General features: G+C 29.0%; 19 protein-coding genes and 7 tRNA genes. 19 read left to right on the top strand and 7 right to left on the bottom strand.

All coding sequences use genetic code 11. The features are described from left to right. Window positions 1-5: 5 nt before the first annotated feature. The 4 genes from AJ888_RS07865 to AJ888_RS07850 all read left to right on the top strand — a co-directional run bounded on the left by AJ888_RS07865 (window position 6) and on the right by AJ888_RS07850 (window position 3,269). Complete coding sequence (locus AJ888_RS07865; protein WP_002861701.1) at window positions 6-440, top strand: META domain-containing protein; 435 nt, start codon at window positions 6-8, stop codon at window positions 438-440. Between the two features lie 98 nt (window positions 441-538). Next, entirely contained in the window at window positions 539-1,516 is a 978-nt protein-coding gene (locus AJ888_RS07860; RefSeq protein WP_002861700.1) for an agamatine deiminase, read from the top strand. Next, window positions 1,513-2,400, top strand: a complete 888-nt coding sequence (locus AJ888_RS07855; protein ID WP_002861699.1) for a cation diffusion facilitator family transporter — start codon at window positions 1,513-1,515, stop codon at window positions 2,398-2,400. The genes AJ888_RS07860 and AJ888_RS07855 overlap by 4 nt, the downstream gene beginning before the upstream one ends. Beyond that, entirely contained in the window at window positions 2,397-3,269 is an 873-nt protein-coding gene (locus AJ888_RS07850; protein WP_002861698.1) for an N-carbamoylputrescine amidohydrolase, read from the top strand. The genes AJ888_RS07855 and AJ888_RS07850 overlap by 4 nt, the downstream gene beginning before the upstream one ends. A gap of 11 nt (window positions 3,270-3,280) precedes the next feature. Here the strand turns inward: AJ888_RS07850 and AJ888_RS07845 are convergent, their stop codons facing one another. Next, window positions 3,281-4,627 (bottom strand): SH3 domain-containing C40 family peptidase, encoded by a 1,347-nt coding sequence (locus tag AJ888_RS07845; RefSeq protein ID WP_002861697.1) that lies wholly within the window; start codon window positions 4,625-4,627, stop codon window positions 3,281-3,283. Window positions 4,628-4,675: 48 nt separating this feature from the next. Between AJ888_RS07845 and pif1 the strand changes: the two genes are divergently transcribed. Beyond that, window positions 4,676-6,019 (top strand): ATP-dependent DNA helicase Pif1, encoded by a 1,344-nt coding sequence (gene pif1 / locus AJ888_RS07840; protein ID WP_002861696.1) that lies wholly within the window; start codon window positions 4,676-4,678, stop codon window positions 6,017-6,019. Between the two features lie 9 nt (window positions 6,020-6,028). Next, the gene (locus tag AJ888_RS07835) at window positions 6,029-6,763 is read left to right on the top strand and encodes a hypothetical protein (RefSeq protein ID WP_002861695.1); all 735 of its coding nucleotides are present in this window, start codon (window positions 6,029-6,031) and stop codon (window positions 6,761-6,763) included. Here AJ888_RS07835 and lolA read toward each other — a convergent pair. Then, window positions 6,760-7,269, bottom strand: a complete 510-nt coding sequence (lolA, locus tag AJ888_RS07830) for a LolA-like outer membrane lipoprotein chaperone (protein WP_002861694.1) — start codon at window positions 7,267-7,269, stop codon at window positions 6,760-6,762. The genes AJ888_RS07835 and lolA overlap by 4 nt on opposite strands. A gap of 100 nt (window positions 7,270-7,369) precedes the next feature. Here lolA and secA point away from each other — a divergent pair, with 100 nt between their 5' ends. The 12 genes from secA to AJ888_RS07770 all read left to right on the top strand — a co-directional run bounded on the left by secA (window position 7,370) and on the right by AJ888_RS07770 (window position 16,691). Continuing rightward, window positions 7,370-9,958 carry a preprotein translocase subunit SecA gene (gene secA, locus AJ888_RS07825; protein WP_002861693.1) on the top strand — a complete coding sequence of 863 codons (2,589 nt, stop codon included), beginning with the start codon at window positions 7,370-7,372 and terminating at the stop codon, window positions 9,956-9,958. Next, window positions 9,955-11,160 (top strand): ABC transporter permease, encoded by a 1,206-nt coding sequence (locus AJ888_RS07820; RefSeq protein WP_002861692.1) that lies wholly within the window; start codon window positions 9,955-9,957, stop codon window positions 11,158-11,160. Before secA ends, AJ888_RS07820 begins: the two co-directional genes overlap by 4 nt. A 22-nt stretch (window positions 11,161-11,182) precedes the next feature. Beyond that, a complete protein-coding gene (locus AJ888_RS07815) occupies window positions 11,183-11,968 on the top strand; it encodes an amino acid ABC transporter permease (protein ID WP_002861691.1) in 786 nt (261 codons plus the stop codon). Between the two features lie 61 nt (window positions 11,969-12,029). Continuing rightward, window positions 12,030-12,105: transfer RNA gene (locus tag AJ888_RS07810), tRNA-Lys, on the top strand. Window positions 12,106-12,112: 7 nt separating this feature from the next. Beyond that, window positions 12,113-12,188, top strand: a tRNA-Val gene (locus AJ888_RS07805). 51 nt (window positions 12,189-12,239) lie between these two features. Further along, window positions 12,240-12,316: transfer RNA gene (locus AJ888_RS07800), tRNA-Asp, on the top strand. 4 nt (window positions 12,317-12,320) lie between these two features. Next, window positions 12,321-12,396 (top strand) — tRNA-Lys (locus AJ888_RS07795). A 19-nt stretch (window positions 12,397-12,415) separates the two neighbouring features. Continuing rightward, a tRNA-Arg gene (locus AJ888_RS07790) sits at window positions 12,416-12,491 on the top strand. Between the two features lie 6 nt (window positions 12,492-12,497). Next, window positions 12,498-12,573, top strand: a tRNA-Val gene (locus tag AJ888_RS07785). A gap of 51 nt (window positions 12,574-12,624) precedes the next feature. Further along, window positions 12,625-12,701: transfer RNA gene (locus AJ888_RS07780), tRNA-Asp, on the top strand. A 66-nt stretch (window positions 12,702-12,767) separates the two neighbouring features. Continuing rightward, window positions 12,768-13,154 (top strand): hypothetical protein, encoded by a 387-nt coding sequence (locus AJ888_RS07775; RefSeq protein WP_002861690.1) that lies wholly within the window; start codon window positions 12,768-12,770, stop codon window positions 13,152-13,154. A gap of 24 nt (window positions 13,155-13,178) precedes the next feature. Further along, a complete protein-coding gene (locus tag AJ888_RS07770; protein WP_070296230.1) occupies window positions 13,179-16,691 on the top strand; it encodes an acyl-[ACP]--phospholipid O-acyltransferase in 3,513 nt (1,170 codons plus the stop codon). A 7-nt stretch (window positions 16,692-16,698) separates the two neighbouring features. Here the strand turns inward: AJ888_RS07770 and AJ888_RS07765 are convergent, their stop codons facing one another. The 4 genes from AJ888_RS07765 to AJ888_RS07755 all read right to left on the bottom strand — a co-directional run bounded on the left by AJ888_RS07765 (window position 16,699) and on the right by AJ888_RS07755 (window position 19,313). After that, a complete protein-coding gene (locus AJ888_RS07765) occupies window positions 16,699-17,610 on the bottom strand; it encodes an AEC family transporter (protein WP_002861688.1) in 912 nt (303 codons plus the stop codon). Window positions 17,611-18,060: 450 nt separating this feature from the next. Next, complete coding sequence (locus AJ888_RS09265; protein WP_153882520.1) at window positions 18,061-18,222, bottom strand: helix-turn-helix domain-containing protein; 162 nt, start codon at window positions 18,220-18,222, stop codon at window positions 18,061-18,063. Next, entirely contained in the window at window positions 18,215-18,451 is a 237-nt protein-coding gene (locus AJ888_RS07760; protein WP_070248686.1) for a helix-turn-helix domain-containing protein, read from the bottom strand. Before AJ888_RS07760 ends, AJ888_RS09265 begins: the two co-directional genes overlap by 8 nt. 16 nt (window positions 18,452-18,467) lie before the next feature. Beyond that, on the bottom strand, window positions 18,468-19,313 hold the full coding sequence (locus AJ888_RS07755; RefSeq protein WP_250643783.1) for a 3'-5' exonuclease: 846 nt from the start codon (window positions 19,311-19,313) through the stop codon (window positions 18,468-18,470). Between the two features lie 563 nt (window positions 19,314-19,876). On the opposite strand from AJ888_RS07755, the gene AJ888_RS07745 reads away from it, so the two are divergent. Then, on the top strand, window positions 19,877-20,476 hold the full coding sequence (locus AJ888_RS07745) for a tyrosine-type recombinase/integrase (RefSeq protein WP_079744356.1): 600 nt from the start codon (window positions 19,877-19,879) through the stop codon (window positions 20,474-20,476). A 42-nt stretch (window positions 20,477-20,518) separates the two neighbouring features. On the opposite strand, the gene AJ888_RS07740 is transcribed toward AJ888_RS07745, so the two are convergent. After that, on the bottom strand, window positions 20,519-20,812 hold the full coding sequence (locus AJ888_RS07740; protein WP_180753251.1) for a hypothetical protein: 294 nt from the start codon (window positions 20,810-20,812) through the stop codon (window positions 20,519-20,521). Window positions 20,813-20,850: the final 38 nt, after the last annotated feature.

Genomic DNA, 20,850 nt, shown 5'->3' with positions numbered 1-20,850 from the left:
ATAAAATGAAAAAAACGCTTCAAATTGCTTTAGCTGCAACTTTTTTTGCGGGTTGTGCTAGTACTTCTGTTACTTCATCTGCTTCTAAAGGTAATAATGAACTTGTGCAGAACCAGCTTTTCAAAATAGAAAAAATTATAGTTAATGGTAAAACTTTTGATCCAAAAAACGCAGAGGAAAGTCCAAATATTAGTTTTGAAAATAATAAATTTTACGGTTATTCAGGATGTAATCGTTTTTTTGGTTCTTACCAAACTAAGGCAGATACTTTGCAAATCGAAGGTGATCGCGTAGCTTCAACTCAAATGCTTTGTCACCCAATGGATGTAATGGATTTTGAAAATTCTTTCCTTTCAAATTTCAAAGGAACTTTTAAAATTTCAAATGAAAATGGAAAACTTGTTTTAAGTAATGATGAAATGAAAATCTTTTTTAAATAATACACTAAAGCCTCGAAATATCGAGGCAATCTTCTTAAATTTGACAAAATTCCAAAAAATGATACAATTATAATTTTATTATCAAAAAAGGTAGTTAAATGATAAAATCAATTCCTGAATGGAGTGAGCAAGAATACCTCATGCTTTCTTTACCTCATGAAAAAAGCGATTGGAGTCCATATTTAGAGGAAATTTTGCAAAGTTATAAAGAATTTGTAAAAGTGGTAAGTGAATTTCAAAAAGTTTTACTTATAGCTCCTAAACAGAGTGATTTTGAAAATTTTAAAGATATAAAAAATGTTGAGTTTTTTAAATGTGATACAAATGATACTTGGATACGTGATTTTGGAGCTATAGATATAGTAGAAAATAATCGTTTAAAGGCTCTTGATTTTACTTTTAATGCTTGGGGAAATAAATTTCAAAGTGAGCTTGATAATGCTGTAAATTCTAAGCTTTTTAAAGAAAAATTTAAAGAGGGGCTTAAAAAGGTGGATTTTGTTTTAGAAGGAGGAAGTATTGACTTTAATGGAGAGGGTGTGATGCTTACAAGCTCTCATTGTCTTTTAAATGAAAATAGAAATTCTCATCTAAACAAAACCCAAATTGATATAAAATTAAAAGAAATTTTTGGTTTAAAACAAATTATTTGGCTAGAAAATGGTTTCATAAAAGGTGATGATACAGATCATCATATCGATACCTTAGCAAGATTTATAGATAAAAATACCATAGCACATTGTGTTTGTGAAGATGAAGAGGATGAGCATTATTTGCCTTTGCAAAAAATGAAAGAAGAGCTTAAAAAAACAGGCTTTGATTTAGTAGAACTTCCTATACCTAAGCCTTTATACTATAAAGGAAGAAGATTGGGGGCGACTTATGCGAATTTTGTTTTTATAAATAATGCTTTAATTGTGCCTTTTTATAAGGATAAAAATGATGAAATCATAACTAAAAGACTTTCTAAAGCTTTACCCAATCATAAAATTATAGGAGTAGATGCAAGAGTGTTTTTACGACAAAACGGTTCTTTGCATTGTTCTTGTCAAAATCGTTTCAAAGGTTTAAGATGAGTTTGCAAAAAAAAGCAACTCTTGTAGCAAGTTTATGTGCTATTGTTTTAGCCTTGGTTAAATTTATAGTAGGCTTAACAAGTGGTTCTGTTGCAGTGCTTTCAAGTGCGATTGATTCTTTAATGGATTTTGCTATTTCTGCTTTTAATTTTTTAGCTCTTAAAAAAAGCTCACAAAAGGCGAATGAAAATTATAATTTTGGTTTTTCTAAAATTGAAGCTTTAATGGGTTTGTTAGAAGGTGTTTTTATAGTTGGCGTGGGGATTTTTATTTTTTATGAGAGTATTTTAAAGATTTATTATAAAGAAGAAATTAAAGATTTAAATTCAAGCATCTATGTGATGATTTTTGCTTTAATTATGACTTTTTTTCTTGTACTTTTTTTAAATTATGTAGCTAAAAAAACCAAAAGTTTGATTATAGAAAGTGATGCTTTGCATTACAAAACAGATTGCTTAACCAATGCTTGTACTTTAGGGGCTTTGGTTTTGATTTATTTTACAAATTTACATATTATTGATGCTATTTTTGGGATAGTGATCAGTCTTTATACGGCATTTTCTGCTTTTAAAATCATTAAAAAAGCTTTGGCTTTTTTAATGGATGAGGCTTTACCTAAGGAACAAGTGGATAAAATTTGTATTTTGATTTCTAATAATCCTGAAATAATTTCCTATCATGAATTAAAGACGCGTAAAACTCCAAGTTGTAATTATTTAAGCGTGCATTTGGTTTTTTGCCCTATAATTTCGCTTTTAAATGCGCATAAAATTTCAGATGAAATAGAAGAAGGTGTGCGTAAGATGTTTGAAAATGAAAAATGGGATATACAAATTCATTTAGATCCTTATGATGATGCAGAACAAGAAAGGCAAAGACAATGAAAATCGCTTTAATACAACAAAAATTTCACTCAAACAAAGAACAAACTATAAAAAAAACTTGCGAATTTATAGAAGAAGCCTCTAAACAAGGAGCTGAGCTTATTTGTTTGGGAGAACTTCATCAAAGTGAGTATTTTTGTCAAAGTGAAAATGTGGATTTTTTTGACTATGCTAATGATTATGAAAAAGATGTGAAATTTTGGGCAAATATAGCTAGAAAAAATCAAATAGTGCTTATTACTTCATTATTTGAAAAACGAAGTGCCGGACTTTATCATAATACTGCAGTAGTTTTTGAAAAAGATGGTTCTATAGCAGGCAAATATCGCAAAATGCACATACCTGATGATCCTTGTTTTTATGAAAAATTTTATTTTACTCCTGGAGATTTGGGTTTTGAACCTATAAATACAAGTTTAGGCAAGCTTGGAGTGCTTATTTGTTGGGATCAGTGGTATCCTGAAGCAGCAAGAATTATGGCTTTAAAAGGAGCTGAGATTCTTATTTATCCCACGGCAATTGGTTGGTTTGATAAGGATAAAGATGAAGAAAAACAAAGACAGCTCAATGCTTGGCTTGGTGTTCAAAAAGGACATGCTATAGCTAATGGTTTATATGTAGTAGCTATCAATAGAGTAGGTTTTGAAAAAGATGCAAGTGGGGTAGAAGAGGGCATTAGATTTTGGGGAAATTCTTTTGTTTTTGGCCCTCAAGGTGAAGAACTTTGTCTTTTAGATTCTCAAAACGAATGTGTAAAAATCATAGAAATAGATAAAAAAAGAAGTGAAAATGTGCGTCGTTGGTGGCCTTTTTTGCGAGATAGACGCATAGAATATTTTGCAGATTTAACTAAAAGATTTATTGATTAAATCAATAAATCTTATTTGTTTTGTATATTTTCAAGATAGCTTTTTATTTGCTCTTTTTCTTGTTTGTTTAAATTTATAAAACTTATTTCTTTAAGTCTTGATAAAAGCAAATTATCTTCTAAAATTTCATTTTTTCCTATTTCTAAAGAAGTGATGACGCTAGAACTTATGAGAAGTCTTTGGGTTGCATCTTTTCTTAAGCCCCATATATTATGTATGGCAATATTATTATCTGTAATTTGTCCTGCATAAAGCATAATATGTCCAGGTAAATAAAGTAAACTAAGATAAGCTTTCCCAAAGCGGTTTAAAAAATCTTTTTTTTGAGAATTACTAAGAGTGCTTATATCAAAATGATTAAAAGAATTTTTTTGTGCAGCTGAATTTCTTGGTAGATAAAGTCCAAAAGCTGAAAAGATATCACGAGTTAGTAAAGAACAATCTCTTTCAAAATTATAACCGCCCCAGCCATAAGGCAAATTTAAAACTTGTGAAAGTTGATTTTTTAAATTTTTATCATTGAATTGTAAAGGAAATTTAGATACGTCTTTTTTAGAAATTTTATATTTTTTAGAACCTATTTTTCCATAAAAATAGTTTTTATCTTCTTTGTAGTAAGGATAAATAGCGCCAATTCTACTTTCAAAGAAAAATTTACCATCTTCGCTATAGATAGGAAATTTTTCTTTTAATGGTGTGATAAAGCTAAGATTTTCATAGATTTTCGCTCTATCGTTTGAGAAAAATTCCAAATTTTTACTTTCAACAAATCCAAACCCAGCTTCACCTAAAACAAAAGCATAACGCTTATCTTTGCTGAAATGTGAAATTAAGACAGGGGTTCCAGCATTTAAAATGCCATCGCTTGCATAGTCAAAAGGAATTCCTTCATTTTCAAAAAAAGGATTTTTTAAGATAGCTCTTTGGGTTGGAAGATTTTTAACGATTGTATTTTGGATAATCAAAGCTTTTTGATTAAGTTTGCCAAATTCTTGGATATTTGCATTATTTATAGCGTTTTTAAACCATGAAAGTGGAATAATTTGTTTATTGAAAAAATAATAAGTATTTTTTGAATTTAAATATAAAGGAAAGGACCAAAAAATATTTTGTCCTTTGTTATTTTTAAATGAATCATGCCAAGGGTTAAAGAAATATTTTTTATATCGTTTTGCATCAAAATTAATATCGTAAGCAAATTGTGGCAAAATGCTTACATTTTGTTCGTATTCAAGTTTTGCATAATGTTGATTTTCATTTTTTTGTTCTAAATTTTCATGATGAAGTGAAGTTAAATTTTTTGTTGAACAAGCTGTTAAAAATAGCACTATAAAAGTAAAATATAAACAAGATTTCATAATCAACCTTTTAGAAAAAATAGTTATAATTAAAGCCAAGGAAATATAATGCTTGATAAACTAGAAAAAATTTTAGCTTATGATAATGTTTTTTTAAGTGGTGGTGCTGGAGTTGGTAAAAGCTTTTTGACAAATGAGCTTATCAAATCTTATAGAAAACAAAAAAAATTAGCCATAGCTCTTGGTTCTAGTGCTCTATCGGCGTTTAATATAGGCGGTGTTACTTTACACAGCTTTTTTTGTTTAGGGTATTGTGATGATATGATGAAATTAAGCACATTGGATCGCAATCAAAAACAAAAAGAAAAATTAACAAAACTTAAAGAGCTTTTAAAAACGATTGAGCTTATTATTATTGATGAAATTTCCATGGTTAGCGCAAGTGTTTTTGAAATGATAGGCTTTAGACTTAAAAATTCTCAATTTAATGGAAAAATTTTAGTTGTAGGAGATTTTTTTCAACTGCCTCCCGTAATTAAAGAAAAAAAAGAAACTTTATTTAATCATTCTTATTATGCTTTTTCTTCATTTTTTTGGCAAGATTTAAATTTTAAGAACATTAAACTTTCTCAACCTAAAAGAACACAAAATATGGAATTTTATAACTATTTATCTTTGATTAGACAAGGTTTTTTAGATGAAAAAATTTTAAGCTTTTTTGAATCTTTGCGAATTGATTATAAAGAATTAGAAAATTTAGAAGATGATTATACTTTACTTTGTGGTATCAATAAAAAAGTAAACAATATTAATCAAGAAAAATTAAGCAAACTTGAGACCCCACTTGTATGCTTTAAGGCTCAGGTTAAAAAAGAAGATAAGAGAATAAAAGATGAAGAACTTGATTCTTGGATTAGAAGCTTAAATATATTGGAAGAATTAAATATTAAAATAGGTGCTCGTATTATTTTTTGTGTAAATAATTGGGATAAGAATTATTATAATGGTGAGCAAGGCATTATAGAAGATATTCTTTATGAAGAGGAGAAAATTTATATTAGTATTATTAAAAATAATGGGATGAAAATTTTACTTGAACCTTATACTTTTTTCATGGAAGAACTTGAACAATCAGGTAAAGATCTTGTTGTTAATATTCTTGCAAGTGTTACACAGTTTCCTATTAAATTAGCTTATGCTATTACTATACACAAATCACAAGGTATGAGCATTGAAAAATTAGTGTGTGATATTGATCATATTTTTGAAAATGGACAGCTTTATGTCGCTCTTTCTCGCGCTACAAATCCAAATACTTTAAAAATTTATTCTACAAAAAAGATAAATTTTGGATTTTATTTTGCTAATATTTTAAAAATAGATTCTAATGTGATTGATTTTTATAAAAAACATAATTTTTTAGATCTTGAAATACAAGAACAAATCATTTAAAGGCATTAAATGAAAAAAATATTTTTAAGTGTTTTTTTGGCTTTGAGTTTAAATGCTCAAAATCTTGAAATAGATAAAATAAGAACAGATTTGTATTCTAAAAGTGGAGCAAATGTTCTTAAAAAAGTTGAAATTTCTTTGGAATTTGATGGGAATAATTTAAAAGAAAATGAAAATAAGTTGATTGATGCTGTAAATACAGTAATTTCAGGGTTTTTTTACGAAGATATTTTTACAGAAATTGGAAAAAATAATTTTAAAAAAACTTTAGAAAAATTTTTAGATAAGAAGTATAAGATTAAATTAGATGATATATATATCATATCTTTAAGCGGAGTGGAAAAATTTGATTTAGAGGAGTTTAAACGCTTTTTAGAAAGTACTGAGGCTAAAGAGAAAGGTATGGGCAGCGAGGTAAAAAAAGCACTTGAAAACTTAGAAGTTCCTAAAACTCAAGTTCCTGGTGTTGAAAAGATCCCAACTCCTAGTGTTCCAAATTTAGAAGCCAAGCAAGTTGAACAGCTTTTCAAAGATTCAGATGAAGAAAATAAAAATGACAATGGAGAAATCAATATAGATAATTTAAATACACCTAAAATGACTCCAGATATAGAAGAAAAAATTAAAAGAGATTTAATCGCCAATCCTCCACAAATATTCAAAGAAAATAACGCAAGCAAGCCTTATCATTTACCACAAACAGGTTATGATATAAAGCTTGATGAAAATACAACGCAAAATTAGCGAACTATATCATAATTTTGCGGAATTTTTGCCTTAAAAACATCGGAATTAATTTTTGGATTTTTAATTTGATTGTTTAGATTGATTATAACATCATTTTCAAATTCATCTTTATAGGATATGCTTTGAATTTGCTCTTGATTGAGTTTAATTGTATAATTTATATTATCATATTTTGCTACAAGTTTATCTTTATCTATAAGACTTGCTTTTTTGAAAATTTCATTAAGATTTGGAATGTTATCAAGATGAGAGAAAATGACTTGCTCTAGATCGTGCTCTATTATGGTTACTTGATTTTTGTTAATATAAATCTCTTTTTTACTAGGAGTATCATAACTCCAATATGCTTGATCTTTACTCAGTATAAAATGTCCAGAATAAGAAAGTGTAGAGTTTTTGGATTTTACTATTTGGATAAAATTGCTTGAAAAGGTATTAAAATTAAGATCAAGGGCAAAAAGTTGTCCTATAAAAATAAAAAATATCAAGAATGTTTTTTTCATTTATTTTCCTTAAAAAAATTATATTTTTTATATCATTCTAGCTAATTTTAATTAAATAATCGTTATAATGGTAGTTTGAAAAATTTATAAAGGTTTAAAAATGTTTTTAAATACCTTAAAAGCCGTTTTTGGAACAAAAAATGATCGTGAAGTTAAAAAATACTTCAAGCGTGTAGCACAAATCAATGCTTTAGAAGGCAAATATCAAAATTTAAGCGATGATGAATTAAAAGCCGAATTTGCAAAATTTAAAGAGCAAATTTTAAGCGGAGAAAAAAACGAAAATGATATCTTAAATGATGTTTTTGCTATAGTCAGAGAGACAGGTAAGAGAACTTTAAATATGCGTCATTTTGATGTGCAGTTAATCGGTGGTATGGTTTTACACGATGGAAAAATCGCAGAAATGAAAACAGGAGAAGGTAAAACCCTTGTAGCGACCTTGCCTGTAGTTTTAAATGCCATGAGTGGCAAAGGCGTACATGTCGTTACAGTGAATGATTATCTAGCCAAAAGAGATGCTGAGCAAATGAGTGCGATTTATAATTTTTTAGGTTTTAGCGTAGGCGTGATTCTTTCTTCTCAAAATAATGACATAGAGCACAAGCAAGCTTATGATTGCGATATTACTTATGGAACCAATAATGAGTTTGGTTTTGATTATTTGCGTGATAATATGAAATTTTCAAAAGTTGAAAAAGTTCAAAGAGAGCATAATTTTGTTATTGTAGATGAAGTAGATAGTATTTTAATTGATGAGGCAAGAACTCCGCTTATCATCAGCGGCCCTACAAATCGCACTTTAGATGGTTATATTAAAGCCAATGAAGTAGCTAAGCAAATGCAAAAAGGCGAAGCAGTTTTACCTCCTGCAAAACCTGAGGGTGATTTTGTGGTAGATGAGAAAAATCGTAGTGTTTTGATTACCGAAGCAGGTATTGCTAAGGCTGAAAAACTTTTTGGTGTAGAAAATTTATACAGTCTTGATAATGCTATCTTAGCACATCAGCTTGATCAAGCTTTAAAGGCACATAATCTTTTTGAAAAAGATGTGCATTATGTTTTAAGAAATAATGAAGTTATCATCGTTGATGAATTTACAGGGCGTTTAAGCGAAGGACGTCGTTTTAGCGAAGGATTGCATCAAGCTTTAGAAGCTAAAGAAAATGTAAAAATTCAAGAAGAAAGCCAAACTCTAGCAGATATTACTTTTCAAAATTATTTTAGAATGTACAATAAACTCGCAGGTATGACAGGAACTGCACAAACAGAAGCGACTGAATTTTCTCAAATTTATAGTTTAGATGTTATTTCTATACCGACAAATATTCCTATTAAAAGACAAGATAAAGATGATCTTATCTATAAAACTCAAAATGAAAAATTTAAAGCCGTAATTGAAGAGATTAAAAAAGCCAATGCTAAAGGTCAGCCTGTGCTTGTAGGAACCGCAAGTATAGAACGCAGTGAAGTTTTTCACAATATGCTTGTAAAAGAGAAAATCCCTCATCATGTTTTAAATGCTAAAAATCACGAGCAAGAAGCTTTGATTATCCAAGATGCAGGTAAAAAAGGTGCCGTAACTATCGCTACAAATATGGCAGGTCGTGGTGTGGATATAAAAATCGATGATGAGATTAGGGCTTTGGGTGGGCTTTATATCATAGGTACAGAAAGACATGAAAGTCGCCGTATTGATAATCAACTTCGTGGTCGTGCAGGAAGGCAGGGCGATCCTGGAATAAGTCGTTTTTATCTAAGTTTAGAAGATAATCTTTTAAGAATTTTTGGTGGGGATCGTATTAAAAGCATTATGGATCGTTTAGGTATAGAAGAGGGCGAAAGCATAGAGTCAAGAATCGTTACAAGAGCGGTTGAAAATGCGCAAAAAAAAGTAGAAAGCTTACATTTTGAAAGCAGAAAGCATTTGTTAGAATACGATGATGTAGCAAATGAACAAAGAAAAACTATTTATCGTTATCGTAATGAGCTTTTAGATGAAAACTATGATATTAGAGCTAAAATTTCTCAAAATATCGCTGAATATAGCGCAAATGTAATGAATGATTATATGCTTGATGAAAGCGGTTCTAACGTAAATTTTGAAAATTTGAAAGCAAAAATTTTATATGAGTGTTCAACTCAGATTAGTGAAAAAGATTTTGAAAATTTAAGCGTCATTGAAATGCAAGATAAGCTAAGTCAAATTCTTGAAAATTCTTATAACGAAAAGATGTCAAGACTTGAGATTAAAGAATTGCGTAATATAGAGCGTATTTTATATTTGCAAGTTTTGGATAATGCTTGGAGAGAGCATTTGTATCAAATGGATATTTTAAAAACAGGAATAGGACTTCGCGGATACAATCAAAAAGATCCTCTTGTGGAATATAAGAAAGAAAGTTATAATCTTTTCTTGGAGCTAGTTAATCGTATTAAATTTGATAGTATTAAACTACTTTTTAGTGTGCAATTTAATCAAGAAGAGGTACAAAATTTAGAAAATAAAGCCAATGAAGAAAATGAAAAGCTACTTCAAAGCTCAGTAGAAATGGGCGCAAGCGAAGATAATCTTGGCGAAGCTGAGTTTAAAAAAGTTCCACGCAATGCTCCTTGTCCTTGCGGAAGTGGAAAAAAATTTAAAGAATGCCATGGAAAAAGTGGTCCTAAGCAAGGAATTTTAGCTTGAATAAAAGCGTTTTAAAATATTTACTTTTTAAATATTTAAGATTTGATAAAGAACAACCCTTTATCAATCTTTCTATGCTTTTGGCCTTTTTGGGAGTTTGTGTAGGACTTTGCGTTTTGCTTGTAGCTATGGCAATTATGAATGGTTTTGATAAAGAATTTGAAAAACGCTTTTTTGTGATGAATTATCCTATTACTATTTTGCCTAAATTTTACGCTCCTGTAAATGATGAATTTATAGATGAGTTAAGAAAAACATTTCCAAATTTGTTATTTAGCCCTTATATAAGTACTCAAGTTGTTGTAAAGGGAGATAATCGTTTTGAAGGTGGTGTGCTTTTTGGCGTTAATTTTAATGATGAAAAAAAAATAAACGAAGTGGTTGCTAAAGCTTTAAAGGATGAGAATTTAAGTGGTTTTGATATACTTGTAGGATCAGCACTTATTGATGAATTTGGTTTGCATAAAAATGACAAACTTTCACTTATTTTTTCAAATCTTAATCCTAGTGGATTTTCTTTAGTACCACAAACTAAACGTTTTGATGTTAAAGCGCGTTTTACTTCAGGGCTTGCATTTTATGATAAAGCTTATATGTATACAGATGTTGATGCATTGAAAAAAGTACTTGGAATGCCTAAAAATCCAAATTATGATGGAGTTCATGTATATAGTGATAATGCTTTTAAGGATGTTGAAAAAATTAAATCTTATTTAAAAGACGATTATGCTGTAGTAGGCTGGTGGGAACAAAATAAAAATTTCTTTTCAGCCTTAGAGCTTGAGAAAAGAGCGCTTTTTATAGTATTGATGCTTATTATTTTGGTTGCAAGTTTAAATATAGTAAGTTCTTTATTGATGATAGTAATGAATCGTCGCAGTGAAATAGCACTTTTACTTGCCCTAGGTGCAAGCAAAAATGAGGTAAAAAAGAGTTTTTTTGCCTTAGGCATGCTTATTGGCGGCGGCGGTATGATAGTGGGTGTGATGCTTGCATTTTTTGCTTTATGGCTTTTAGGAAATTTTGATATTGTAACTTTACCTGCTGATGTTTATGGAACCAGTAAATTACCACTTGATTTGTCTTTAATGGATTTTTCTTTAACCATTATAGGTGCTTTAATAATCATAGCTTTATCGTCTTTTTATCCTGCAAAAAAAGCAACTCAAATTAACATTTTAGATACTTTAAGAAATGAATAAATTGTAATTTTGGAGATTTTTATTGTCTTTGTTTATCCAAAAAAATAAGAATTTTAAACCTTTAAAACCTCTATCAAAGTCAAAAATAATCACTAATTTAATTCTTTTGATTTTATTTTTAATATTGTTTTGTTATTGTAGTTTTAGTATAAGTGCTTATCATTTTGATTTTAGTGCAATTGCGACCTATAAAGAAAAATTTCTTCAAGGTTTTTTAAATACTTTAATAATCAGTTTTTTTTCTTTATTACTGAGTATAATTTTGGGTGGAGTTTTTTGTGCTTTTTCTTTAAGTTCAATTGTTTTTTTAAGATTTTTATCTATATTTTACATAGAGCTTATCAGAGGAACCCCTTTACTAGTGCAGGTATTATTGATATATTATATCGTTGCAAATAATTTAGGACTTGATAATCGATATGTAGCTGGAGTTATTATTTTATCATGTTTTTCTGCTGCTTACTTAGCTGAAATATTTAGAGCTGGAATTTTAAGTATTTCTATATCTCAGCTTGAGAGCGCTAGGGCTTTAGGGTTAAAAGAGATGCAGGTTTTTGCGTATGTAATTTTTCCCCAAGCTTTAAAAAATATTTTAGCACCGCTGAGTGGACAATTTGCAAATTTAATTAAAGATAGTTCATTATTAAGCGTTATTGCTGTAAATGAATTAACCCAAAGTGCACAAGAGATAAATTCTTATACTTTTGCTACTCTTGAAGCTTATGTAATTTTGGCTATTACATATCTTGTTTTGACTTTACCTATAAATATATTTTCTCGTTATTTGGAGAGAAAATGCCAAAAATGATTTAAAAAAGCTTGACAAATAGAGCTAATTTTGGCATAATCACATTTTTATTTCAGAAAATGTCTCGTTAGCTCAGCCGGTAGAGCATCTCCCTTTTAAGGAGGGGGCCGTTGGTTCGAATCCAACACGGGACACCATTATAAAGGTCGCTTAGCTCAGTTGGTAGAGCGCCACCCTTACAAGGTGGATGTCATAAGTTCGAGTCTTATAGTGACCACCATTTTATAAAATCATAAATAGGTTTTATAATCTCTACTTCTTTACTTTGGATGCAGCGGTAGTTCAGCTGGTTAGAATGCCGCCCTGTCACGGCGGAGGTCGCGGGTTCGAGCCCCGTCCGCTGCGCCATCTTGTCTCGTTAGCTCAGCCGGTAGAGCATCTCCCTTTTAAGGAGGGGGCCGTTGGTTCGAATCCAACACGGGACACCATTTTTATTGTTAGGGTTATGACCCTTTCGTCTAGTGGCCCAGGACAACACTCTCTCTGTGTGGAAACAGAGGTTCAAATCCTCTAGGGGTCGCCAATCATAGGTCGCTTAGCTCAGTTGGTAGAGCGCCACCCTTACAAGGTGGATGTCATAAGTTCGAGTCTTATAGTGACCACCATTTTATAAAATCATAAATAGGTTTTATAATCTCTACTTCTTTACTTTGGATGCAGCGGTAGTTCAGCTGGTTAGAATGCCGCCCTGTCACGGCGGAGGTCGCGGGTTCGAGCCCCGTCCGCTGCGCCATCTTGCTTGGTAACAATTTTATAAGTATAATTTGCAAAATAATAAAAAATAGAGCTAAGGAAAAAAATGCTTATTATTGGATATAAATTATTAAAAAATTTAGATTTTTCTTTTATTGAAAGTGTTGAAGAAGTTAAAGATAATAAAGTTTATTGTATTGTTTATGATGAAAAATTGATTTCTTATTTAAGTCAAAATGATTTTGAATTTGCTATTTTAGTGCAAAATAAAGACGAGATATTTTTAGCCAATGCTTTAGGAGCTAAATTTTTACTATGCAATGATAAAAAACTTGCAAAATTTGCTAGCAAGGTTGCAGAATTTTATGTTTTTGATAGTAGGGTTTTAATGATTGTTGATAAATTAGAGAATTTTAAAAAATTTTATAAATTAAAAATCGATGGAATTATTTTAAAAGATAATATAGATAATTTTCCTAAATTTGTAAAATAAGTGCTAATTGACGAGGTTTAAATAATGCAAAAAAAATCTTTTTTGAAAATTTACGGATTAATTCCTTTTTTACTTATAGCATTCATCAATGCTTTTGTGGATTTGGGACATAAAATTATTATTCAAAATACTATTTATAAGGCCTATGAAGGAAGCGAGCAGTTATTTTTAAATGCTATAGTTAATGCTTTGATTTTACTTCCTTTTATTCTTATGCTTTCTCCTTCGGGTTTTTTAGCGGATAAATATCCAAAAAATATTGTAATGAAAATTTCAGCAATTTTCAATGTTATACTCACTTTAATAATTTGCATTTGTTACTATAGCGGTGCTTTTTGGATGGCTTTTATTTTTACTTTTATAATGGGAGCACAAGCAGCGATTTATTCACCAAGCAAATACGGTTTTATCAAAGAACTTGTAGGAAAAGACTTTCTTGCTATGGGCAATGGTGTAATTAATGCAGTAAGCATTATGGCAATCTTAGCAGGAATGGCTTTATTTTCTTTAAGTTTTGAAAGTCTTTATAGCTCTACGTATAATCAAACAGATGAAATTTTAAAAGAAGTAGCGCCTTTAGGAATTGTGCTAATTTTATTTTCTTGTATCGAAGTATTTTTTGCGTGGCGTTTACCTAAGCTCAAACAAACAAATAAAGATTTAGTTTTTAATAAAAAAGACTATATTCATGGAAAACTTCTAATAAATAATCTTAAGCTTGTTTTTAAAAATAAAACTATTTGGCTTTGCATAATAGGAATTTCATTTTTTTGGGCTATATCTCAACTTTATCTTGTTAGCTTTCCTGTCTTTGTCAAAAATGAACTTTTCATAGAAAATACTTTTTATGTGCAAATTTCACTCGCTTTTTCTGGTATAGGAGTGATTTTAGGCTCTTTAGTAGCTGGTAAATTTTCAAAAAATTATATAGAACTTGGACTTATTCCACTTGGTGCATTGGGTATGTTTTTAATGGCTTTTTTAATGCCTTATTTTGTAAGTTTATTAAGTTATAGTTTTTTATTTTTCTTTTTTGGATTTTGCGGAGCTCTTTTTATCATTCCTTTAAATACTTTAGTCCAATTTCATGCCAAAGAAAATGAATTGGGACAAATTCTTGCAGGAAATAATTTTTTTCAAAATATTGCCATGTTAGGATTTTTACTCTTAGCAACTTTATTTGCAAAATTTGAAATCAATGTAGTTTATTTGTTTTATTTTATTACTTTAGTAACCTTTATAGGAAGTTTTTATATACTTTTAAAACTCCCCTTTTCTTTAGTGCGTATACTTTTAAGCATAGCTTTTTTGCAACGATACCGCTTACTTGTAGAAGGTTTTGAAAATATACCAGAAAAAGGTGGAGCTTTGCTTTTAGGTAATCATATTTCTTTTATTGATTGGGCTGTTGTACAAATGGCAATTCCAAGAAAAATTTATTTTGTTATGGAAAGAAGTATTTATTCTAAATGGTATATTAAAATTTTTCTTGATAAATTTGGTATTATTCCTGTATCAAGTACAGGAAGTAAGACGAGTTTAGAACTGATAGCAAAGCATATCAAAGAAGGTAATTTAGTTTGCTTGTTTCCTGAAGGTACGCTTTCAAGACATGGACAATTAAATGAATTTAAAGCAGGATTTGAATTAGCTTGTGAATATTTAAGCGAAGATGATGGAAAAATTATTCCTTTTTATATAAGAGGACTTTGGGGTAGTGCTTTTTCAAGAAGCGATGAAGAATTTTCAGCAAGAAACCGCACTTTAAATAAAAGAAAAATTGCTATAGCTTTTGGTAAAGCTATGCCTTTGCATTCTAAAAAAGATGAAGTTAAAGCTAAAGTTTTTGAACTTTCTTTTATGGCTTGGAAATCACAATGCGAAGCTATGCATACTATAGCAAGAGCTTGGATAGATACAGCTAAAAAAAATCTAAATCAAATAGCTATTATCGATACACTAGCTGGAGATATTTCTTATAGAAAAATGTTGAGTCTTAGTTTAATTCTTAATTTTTTTATTAAAAGAAAATCCAAAGAATTAAACATTAACTCTCGGCGTGGAAGTTACGCTCCTAAAGAGGAAGCTATAGGAATTTTATTACCTGCTTCTTTTGCAAGTTCTTTAACCAATCTATCTGTTTTAATCGCAGAAAAAATTGCAGTAAATCTTAATTTTACGGCTGGAGAAAAAGCTCTAAAAGCAGCTATAAAAAATGCGCAAATTTCACAAATTTATACTTCTAAAACTTTTTTAGAAAAATTAGCAAATAAAGGTATAAACCTAAATTTCGATACAAATATACATTTAATTTATTTTGAAGATATTGTAGAAGATTTTAAAATGCAAAAAACTAAAATTTTTAGCATGATGTTAGCAGTTAGTATTATACCTAGTTTTATACTCAAAAGCATCTTCACTCCTTCAAAAAACAATCTTGCCATCGCAGCTATTTTGTTTAGTAGCGGAAGTGAGGGTTCTCCAAAAGGTGTTATGCTCAATAACCGTAATATTTTAAGCAATATAGCACAAATTTCTGATGTGCTTTGCACAAGAAACAATGATGTCATTCTCTCATCTTTACCACCTTTTCATGCTTTTGGACTTACCGTAACTACATTTTTGCCTTTGCTTGAAGGTATTAAAAGTATCACTTTTGCAGATCCAACTGATGCCTTAGGGGTTGCCAAAACTGTTGCTAAAAATAATGTCACTATTATGTGTGGAACTTCAACCTTTTTAGGAATTTATGCAAGAAATAAAAAACTTGATGCTTTAATGTTTGAAAGCTTAAGAATAGTTGTATCAGGTGCTGAAAAACTAAAAAATGAAGTAAGAACTGCTTTTGAAATGAAGTTTAAAAAAAGCATTTTTGAAGGTTATGGAGCTACGGAAACTACACCTGTAGCGAGTGTAAATTTACCAAATCGTTTTGATGCGGATTATTGGCTTATACATCGTGCCAATAAAGAAGGAAGTGTAGGAATGCCTCTACCTGGAACTGCGGTACGTATTGTTGATCCAAATAATTATGAAAATTTAAAAACAAATGAAGATGGACTCATACTTATAGGCGGTCATCAAGTTATGGTAGGCTATCTTAATAACAAAGAAAAAACCGATGAAGTTATTAAAGAAATTGATGGCATAAGATGGTACAACACGGGAGATAAGGGACATTTGGATGAAGATGGTTTTTTATATATTGTCGATCGTTATTCTCGCTTTGCAAAAATTGGCGGAGAGATGATTTCTTTGGGTGCAATAGAAGAAGAAATTGCCAAATTCATAGATACTGAAGTGGTTAAATTTTGTGTCACATCTTTAGAAGATGAGAAAAAAGGGGAACAAATTGCTTTACTCATAGAATGTAATAATGAAATTTTTGAAAGAGTATGTGAGATTATAAAAAATTCTAATATACCTACACTTTTTAAACCTAGATATTATTTTCAAATAGAAAAAATTCCCCTCCTAGGTTCAGGAAAAGTTGATCTTAAAAAAGTTAAAGAATTAGCTAAAAATTTAGCCATATAATTTGAGCTTATAACAAAGCCCAAATTAAAATTGGCATAGAAACAAAAGCAAAAAGAACTCCAAAGGCTACAGCACTTACGGCTAAATTGCTATCTAGTTTAGCTTTCATTACCATAGCTCCTGCTAAGGTCATAGTAGGAGCTGCGCTTTCTATAATAGCAACAATGGTAGAATTTTTTAATTCTAAATTAAATATTTTTAAACAAAATACAAAAAATAAAGGAGCTAAAATCATTTTAGCAAAGATGACAATTACTGTAGGTTTGTAAGAGGTTTTAATCGCCATAAAGCCAAGTCCTAAACCTATAGCAAAAAGTGCAACAGGGGTTGCAGAAGCACCAAATAAACGAATAGGAGAGAAAATAAATTCAGGTAAAGTAATCAATTTACACAAAAAACCAAAAAGCAAAGCTAAAAAAGGTGGAAAGCTAAGAATTTTTTTAACATTAGCAAGCAAACTGACTTTTTCTCCATTTCCCAAAGAAAGTATAAAAGGTCCAAAAAGTGATATAGGTAAAGTTGTGGCTAAAGCATCGTAAAATATAACTTCAGCGCTAAATTGTGGGTCATTAAATATACCAGCAACAATAGGCATACCCACAAATATAGTATTTCCAAAACAAGAAAGCAAAAACATACTGACTAAAGTTACTTTAGAAAAATGAAAAACTTTTCCAATAAGAATAGCAAAAAAAGCTGCTAATATACAGCTAAATAATCCAATAAAAATAAAAATAATCAATGAAAAATCAAAATTTAAATGATATGCTTTATCGAAAATCAAACAAGGTAAAGCAAAAATAATAGCAAAATCTAAAAAAGTCCTAGCTTGTTTTTGCTTTAAAACGCCAATTCTTTTGGCAAAATATCCGCCTGCAAGTAAAATAAAAATTGTAAATAATGGTATAAAAACAAACATTGAATAATCCTTTTTAAGGGATGGTTTTTGAAAACGGATAGAATTATATTCTTTATACTTAAAAAAAATCTTAATATTTTTTAAGTTTTTTAAAAAAACTAATATTTTTTATTTTTTGTAACTTTAAGAAATTGTAAGTTGAAATTTGATTTTAAATAGTTAGTATTTTAAGTTAAATGATTATAATTTTAAATAATGGTGCGGTTAGCGAGATTTGAATAATGCTAATAAAAACACTACTATACAATATTTATAAATAGCATAAAAATAAAAAGTTAGGATAAAAGTTAGGAAAATTATAAACATTATGTTTATTCCTATTTTTTTAATATTTTTACCATTGTATTTAAAAGTGTATATTAAAGAGTTGATTGAATATATACCGCTCCCGCTAAAAGAAGCGAGAGCATAGGCGAGTGATTGATTGTTATATATTGTTTGAATTGGAGTTTAATTTTTTTCAATTTCTTCAAGATTATATAATGGTTTTCTTACATTTGTACTAATTTTATATTCCTTAATATATCCTGACTTAACCCAATTTCTAATTGTTAGGATATTTACATTAAGCATCTTTGCTATTTCTTCTCTATTATAATATTTTTCAACCATTTTTCCTCTCTTTTTTTGGGGGTGGGTCTTCTATTTTCTGAAAATCGAGAATGGTTTCTTTTGATATGTAATAACCTTTTTCTAATTTAAAGCTTTTTAGAACACCTCTTGAGTTCCATACACGAACTGTTGTATGGGTTACAGAGTACATTTTTGCAACTTCATCGACAGAATAATAAGTTTGCTCTTTAAAGCTTCCATCTTCTTGTAGTTTTTTAATTATTTTCATTCTATTGTTATCCTTTCTAATTTTTTTCTATAAAATCTTTTTCAAGCAAATAATCTTTGTTAATGTTTAAAGAATTTTTAGCTCTTGTAACTGCCACATACAAAAGATTTAATTCTTCTTTTGCTATGGCAATTTGTTCTCTTTCTTCAAGTTCTTGCTTGATGTTTAAAAAATCATCAATAATTTCAACATTATTCCACTCTAAACCTTTGCTCTTGTGTCTTGTACTTAATATCAAATCAGCTTGTTCTTTAACACAGCTTTTTTCAATATCTTTGATAAGCTTTATAATATCGCTATGTACATATTTAAAAAGAACAAATATTTTTTGTTTTAAGTCAACCTCTTTAGTTTCGTTGATATATTCAAGAAGTTCTTTTAAGTCGGCAAATTTTGCAATAAACTGATTTTTGATATATTTGTGTTTTTTAAAAAGAAGATTTTGTATGTCTAATAACTCATCAAAACTATAACTATTCACCCCTCCCACAAAAAATAATTTTTTATTTAAATTTTCTACTGCTATATCAAATAGTTTAGCATTAGTTCTGCATATTATAGCTTTTGCTTCATTTTCATTATTTTCCTTTCTTGGTTTTAGCGTTCCTTTAAAATCTCTTGGGGCATTTAAAATTCCCAAATAAGAATTGGCAATAGTAGCTATGCTTTGTGGGCATCTAAAGCTTTGAGTTAGATATAAAATATGAGATTTTGGCATAGATGCTAATACTTCTAAGGAATTTACAGCACCTCTGAATTTATAAATGCTTCGGAATGTATCTCCTATAAAAACTTTTTTAGCTTGCTTTTGGTTAAGAACAATGTCGATAACACAAGCGTTGATATCCTGTGCTTCATCCACTAAAATAAAATCATATTCTAGATTTGGTTTTGTAAGTTGAATTAAAAGAAGTTATAAATAATTATTTGTATAGCAAAGAACTTGAAAATATAGATTTTACATCTATAAAATTGTTTGAAGGACTAATTGCAAAATATAAATTTTTTACACTGAAGATAAATTAAATACAATAAAACTAAAGTTTTATGAAATTGTTGGAATAAAACTTAAAAACATCAATAAGATAAATCAAGATAAATATTTATTATCAATTTCTGATGTTGTATGTAGATTATATGAAATTTTATTTATATAGATAATATTATATTTAAAGAACACTTTATTGTTTTATAGGCGTATTTTACTAGATCTTGTAGAATATTCTTTAGATTATCAAGATAAAATGCAAATAAACGATATAAAAACGACTTTTTTAGTCAATTTTCTTAATTATTTAGAAAATAATTCAAAAAATGGCAATAAACTATCAAAAAAAAACAAAAATAACTTATTTGAGAGTATTAACTAGCTTTTTTTCTTTTATAAGCGATAATAATGATGATTTGTTTGTTTTTTCCTTTGATATGAAGAAAATTAGATTTAGAACAGAAAAATCAGAAGAAAAATTAAATTATCTTAATGAAAATGAAATTATAAGGCTAAATAATGTTTTAGAGAAAGAAAAAGCAAAAAAAGAAGTTTACAATAGTTTTAGAAATTCTTTACTGATAAAACTTATGCTTTATGGAGGACTTAGAATTTCTGAAGCTTTAAATGTAAAACTTTGTGATTTTGAAGAGGTTGATGATGAAATATTAAAAATATCCATAATAGGCAAGGGCGGTAAAGAACAATTTGCATTTATTAAAAAAGAAGAAGTAGATGATGAGCTTGAATATTTTAAAGAAAATATCCAAGATAGTGATTACATAATGCAAACTAGCACAGGAAAACATTTAAATAGAAGCAATGCTTTTTTGATTGTAAATAATATTTATGCTAAAGCTTTGATCAGTAAAAAAGGACTTCATTTGCTTAGACACACTTTAGCCATGAGATTAACAGCCAAAGGAACAAACCTTGTGGTCATACAAAAAATTCTAAGACATGCAAATCTAAATACTACTACTATATATGCCAAAGCAACAAATGATACAATAAAAGCTGCGTTATTGAATAATTAATTTTTCTAAAATTGAGTATTTACATAGACTTCTTTTTGAAGTCTATGCTGTAAATCTTTCTAATAAAAGTTTAGGTTCTCCGCCAAGTATTTTGATGAAATTTGCAATTCTTGATTGTATCATTTCTACGGAATACATACTTCCTAAACCGCCTAAAGCATAAAATAATTCTTTGAAAATGTCTTCTTTGTTAAATTCAAGTTCTTCTATATCAATAAGATCAGGAGTTTGGCTACCTTTTTGTAATTCTTGATATATTTCAACCAAAATATTAATTCTTTCTGGATTATTTTTAGTTTTTAGATAAGAATTTAAGTGTATTATTAGGGTTTTTATGAGTTTTTCTCTATTTTCTTTATTTTCAACCCCCCCCC

Origin of the sequence: Campylobacter sp. BCW_6467, from assembly GCF_001762855.1 — a bacterium.
Classification (GTDB): Bacteria; Campylobacterota; Campylobacteria; order Campylobacterales; family Campylobacteraceae; genus Campylobacter_D; species Campylobacter_D jejuni.
The sequence above is the reverse complement of the archived record's forward strand: the minus strand, read 5'-3'. Positions and strand labels throughout refer to the sequence as shown.

Coding starts and splice junctions, on each gene's coding strand:
- AJ888_RS07865 (WP_002861701.1), top strand. CDS start 6: ATGAAAAAAACGCTTCAAATTGCTTTAGCTGCAACTTTTTTTGCGGGT.
- AJ888_RS07860 (WP_002861700.1), top strand. CDS start 539: ATGATAAAATCAATTCCTGAATGGAGTGAGCAAGAATACCTCATGCTT.
- AJ888_RS07855 (WP_002861699.1), top strand. CDS start 1,513: ATGAGTTTGCAAAAAAAAGCAACTCTTGTAGCAAGTTTATGTGCTATT.
- AJ888_RS07850 (WP_002861698.1), top strand. CDS start 2,397: ATGAAAATCGCTTTAATACAACAAAAATTTCACTCAAACAAAGAACAA.
- AJ888_RS07845 (WP_002861697.1), bottom strand. CDS start 4,627: ATGAAATCTTGTTTATATTTTACTTTTATAGTGCTATTTTTAACAGCT.
- pif1 (WP_002861696.1), top strand. CDS start 4,676: ATGCTTGATAAACTAGAAAAAATTTTAGCTTATGATAATGTTTTTTTA.
- AJ888_RS07835 (WP_002861695.1), top strand. CDS start 6,029: ATGAAAAAAATATTTTTAAGTGTTTTTTTGGCTTTGAGTTTAAATGCT.
- lolA (WP_002861694.1), bottom strand. CDS start 7,269: ATGAAAAAAACATTCTTGATATTTTTTATTTTTATAGGACAACTTTTT.
- secA (WP_002861693.1), top strand. CDS start 7,370: ATGTTTTTAAATACCTTAAAAGCCGTTTTTGGAACAAAAAATGATCGT.
- AJ888_RS07775 (WP_002861690.1), top strand. CDS start 12,768: ATGCTTATTATTGGATATAAATTATTAAAAAATTTAGATTTTTCTTTT.
- AJ888_RS07770 (WP_070296230.1), top strand. CDS start 13,179: ATGCAAAAAAAATCTTTTTTGAAAATTTACGGATTAATTCCTTTTTTA.
- AJ888_RS07765 (WP_002861688.1), bottom strand. CDS start 17,610: ATGTTTGTTTTTATACCATTATTTACAATTTTTATTTTACTTGCAGGC.
- AJ888_RS09265 (WP_153882520.1), bottom strand. CDS start 18,222: ATGGTTGAAAAATATTATAATAGAGAAGAAATAGCAAAGATGCTTAAT.
- AJ888_RS07760 (WP_070248686.1), bottom strand. CDS start 18,451: ATGAAAATAATTAAAAAACTACAAGAAGATGGAAGCTTTAAAGAGCAA.
- AJ888_RS07745 (WP_079744356.1), top strand. CDS start 19,877: ATGAAGAAAATTAGATTTAGAACAGAAAAATCAGAAGAAAAATTAAAT.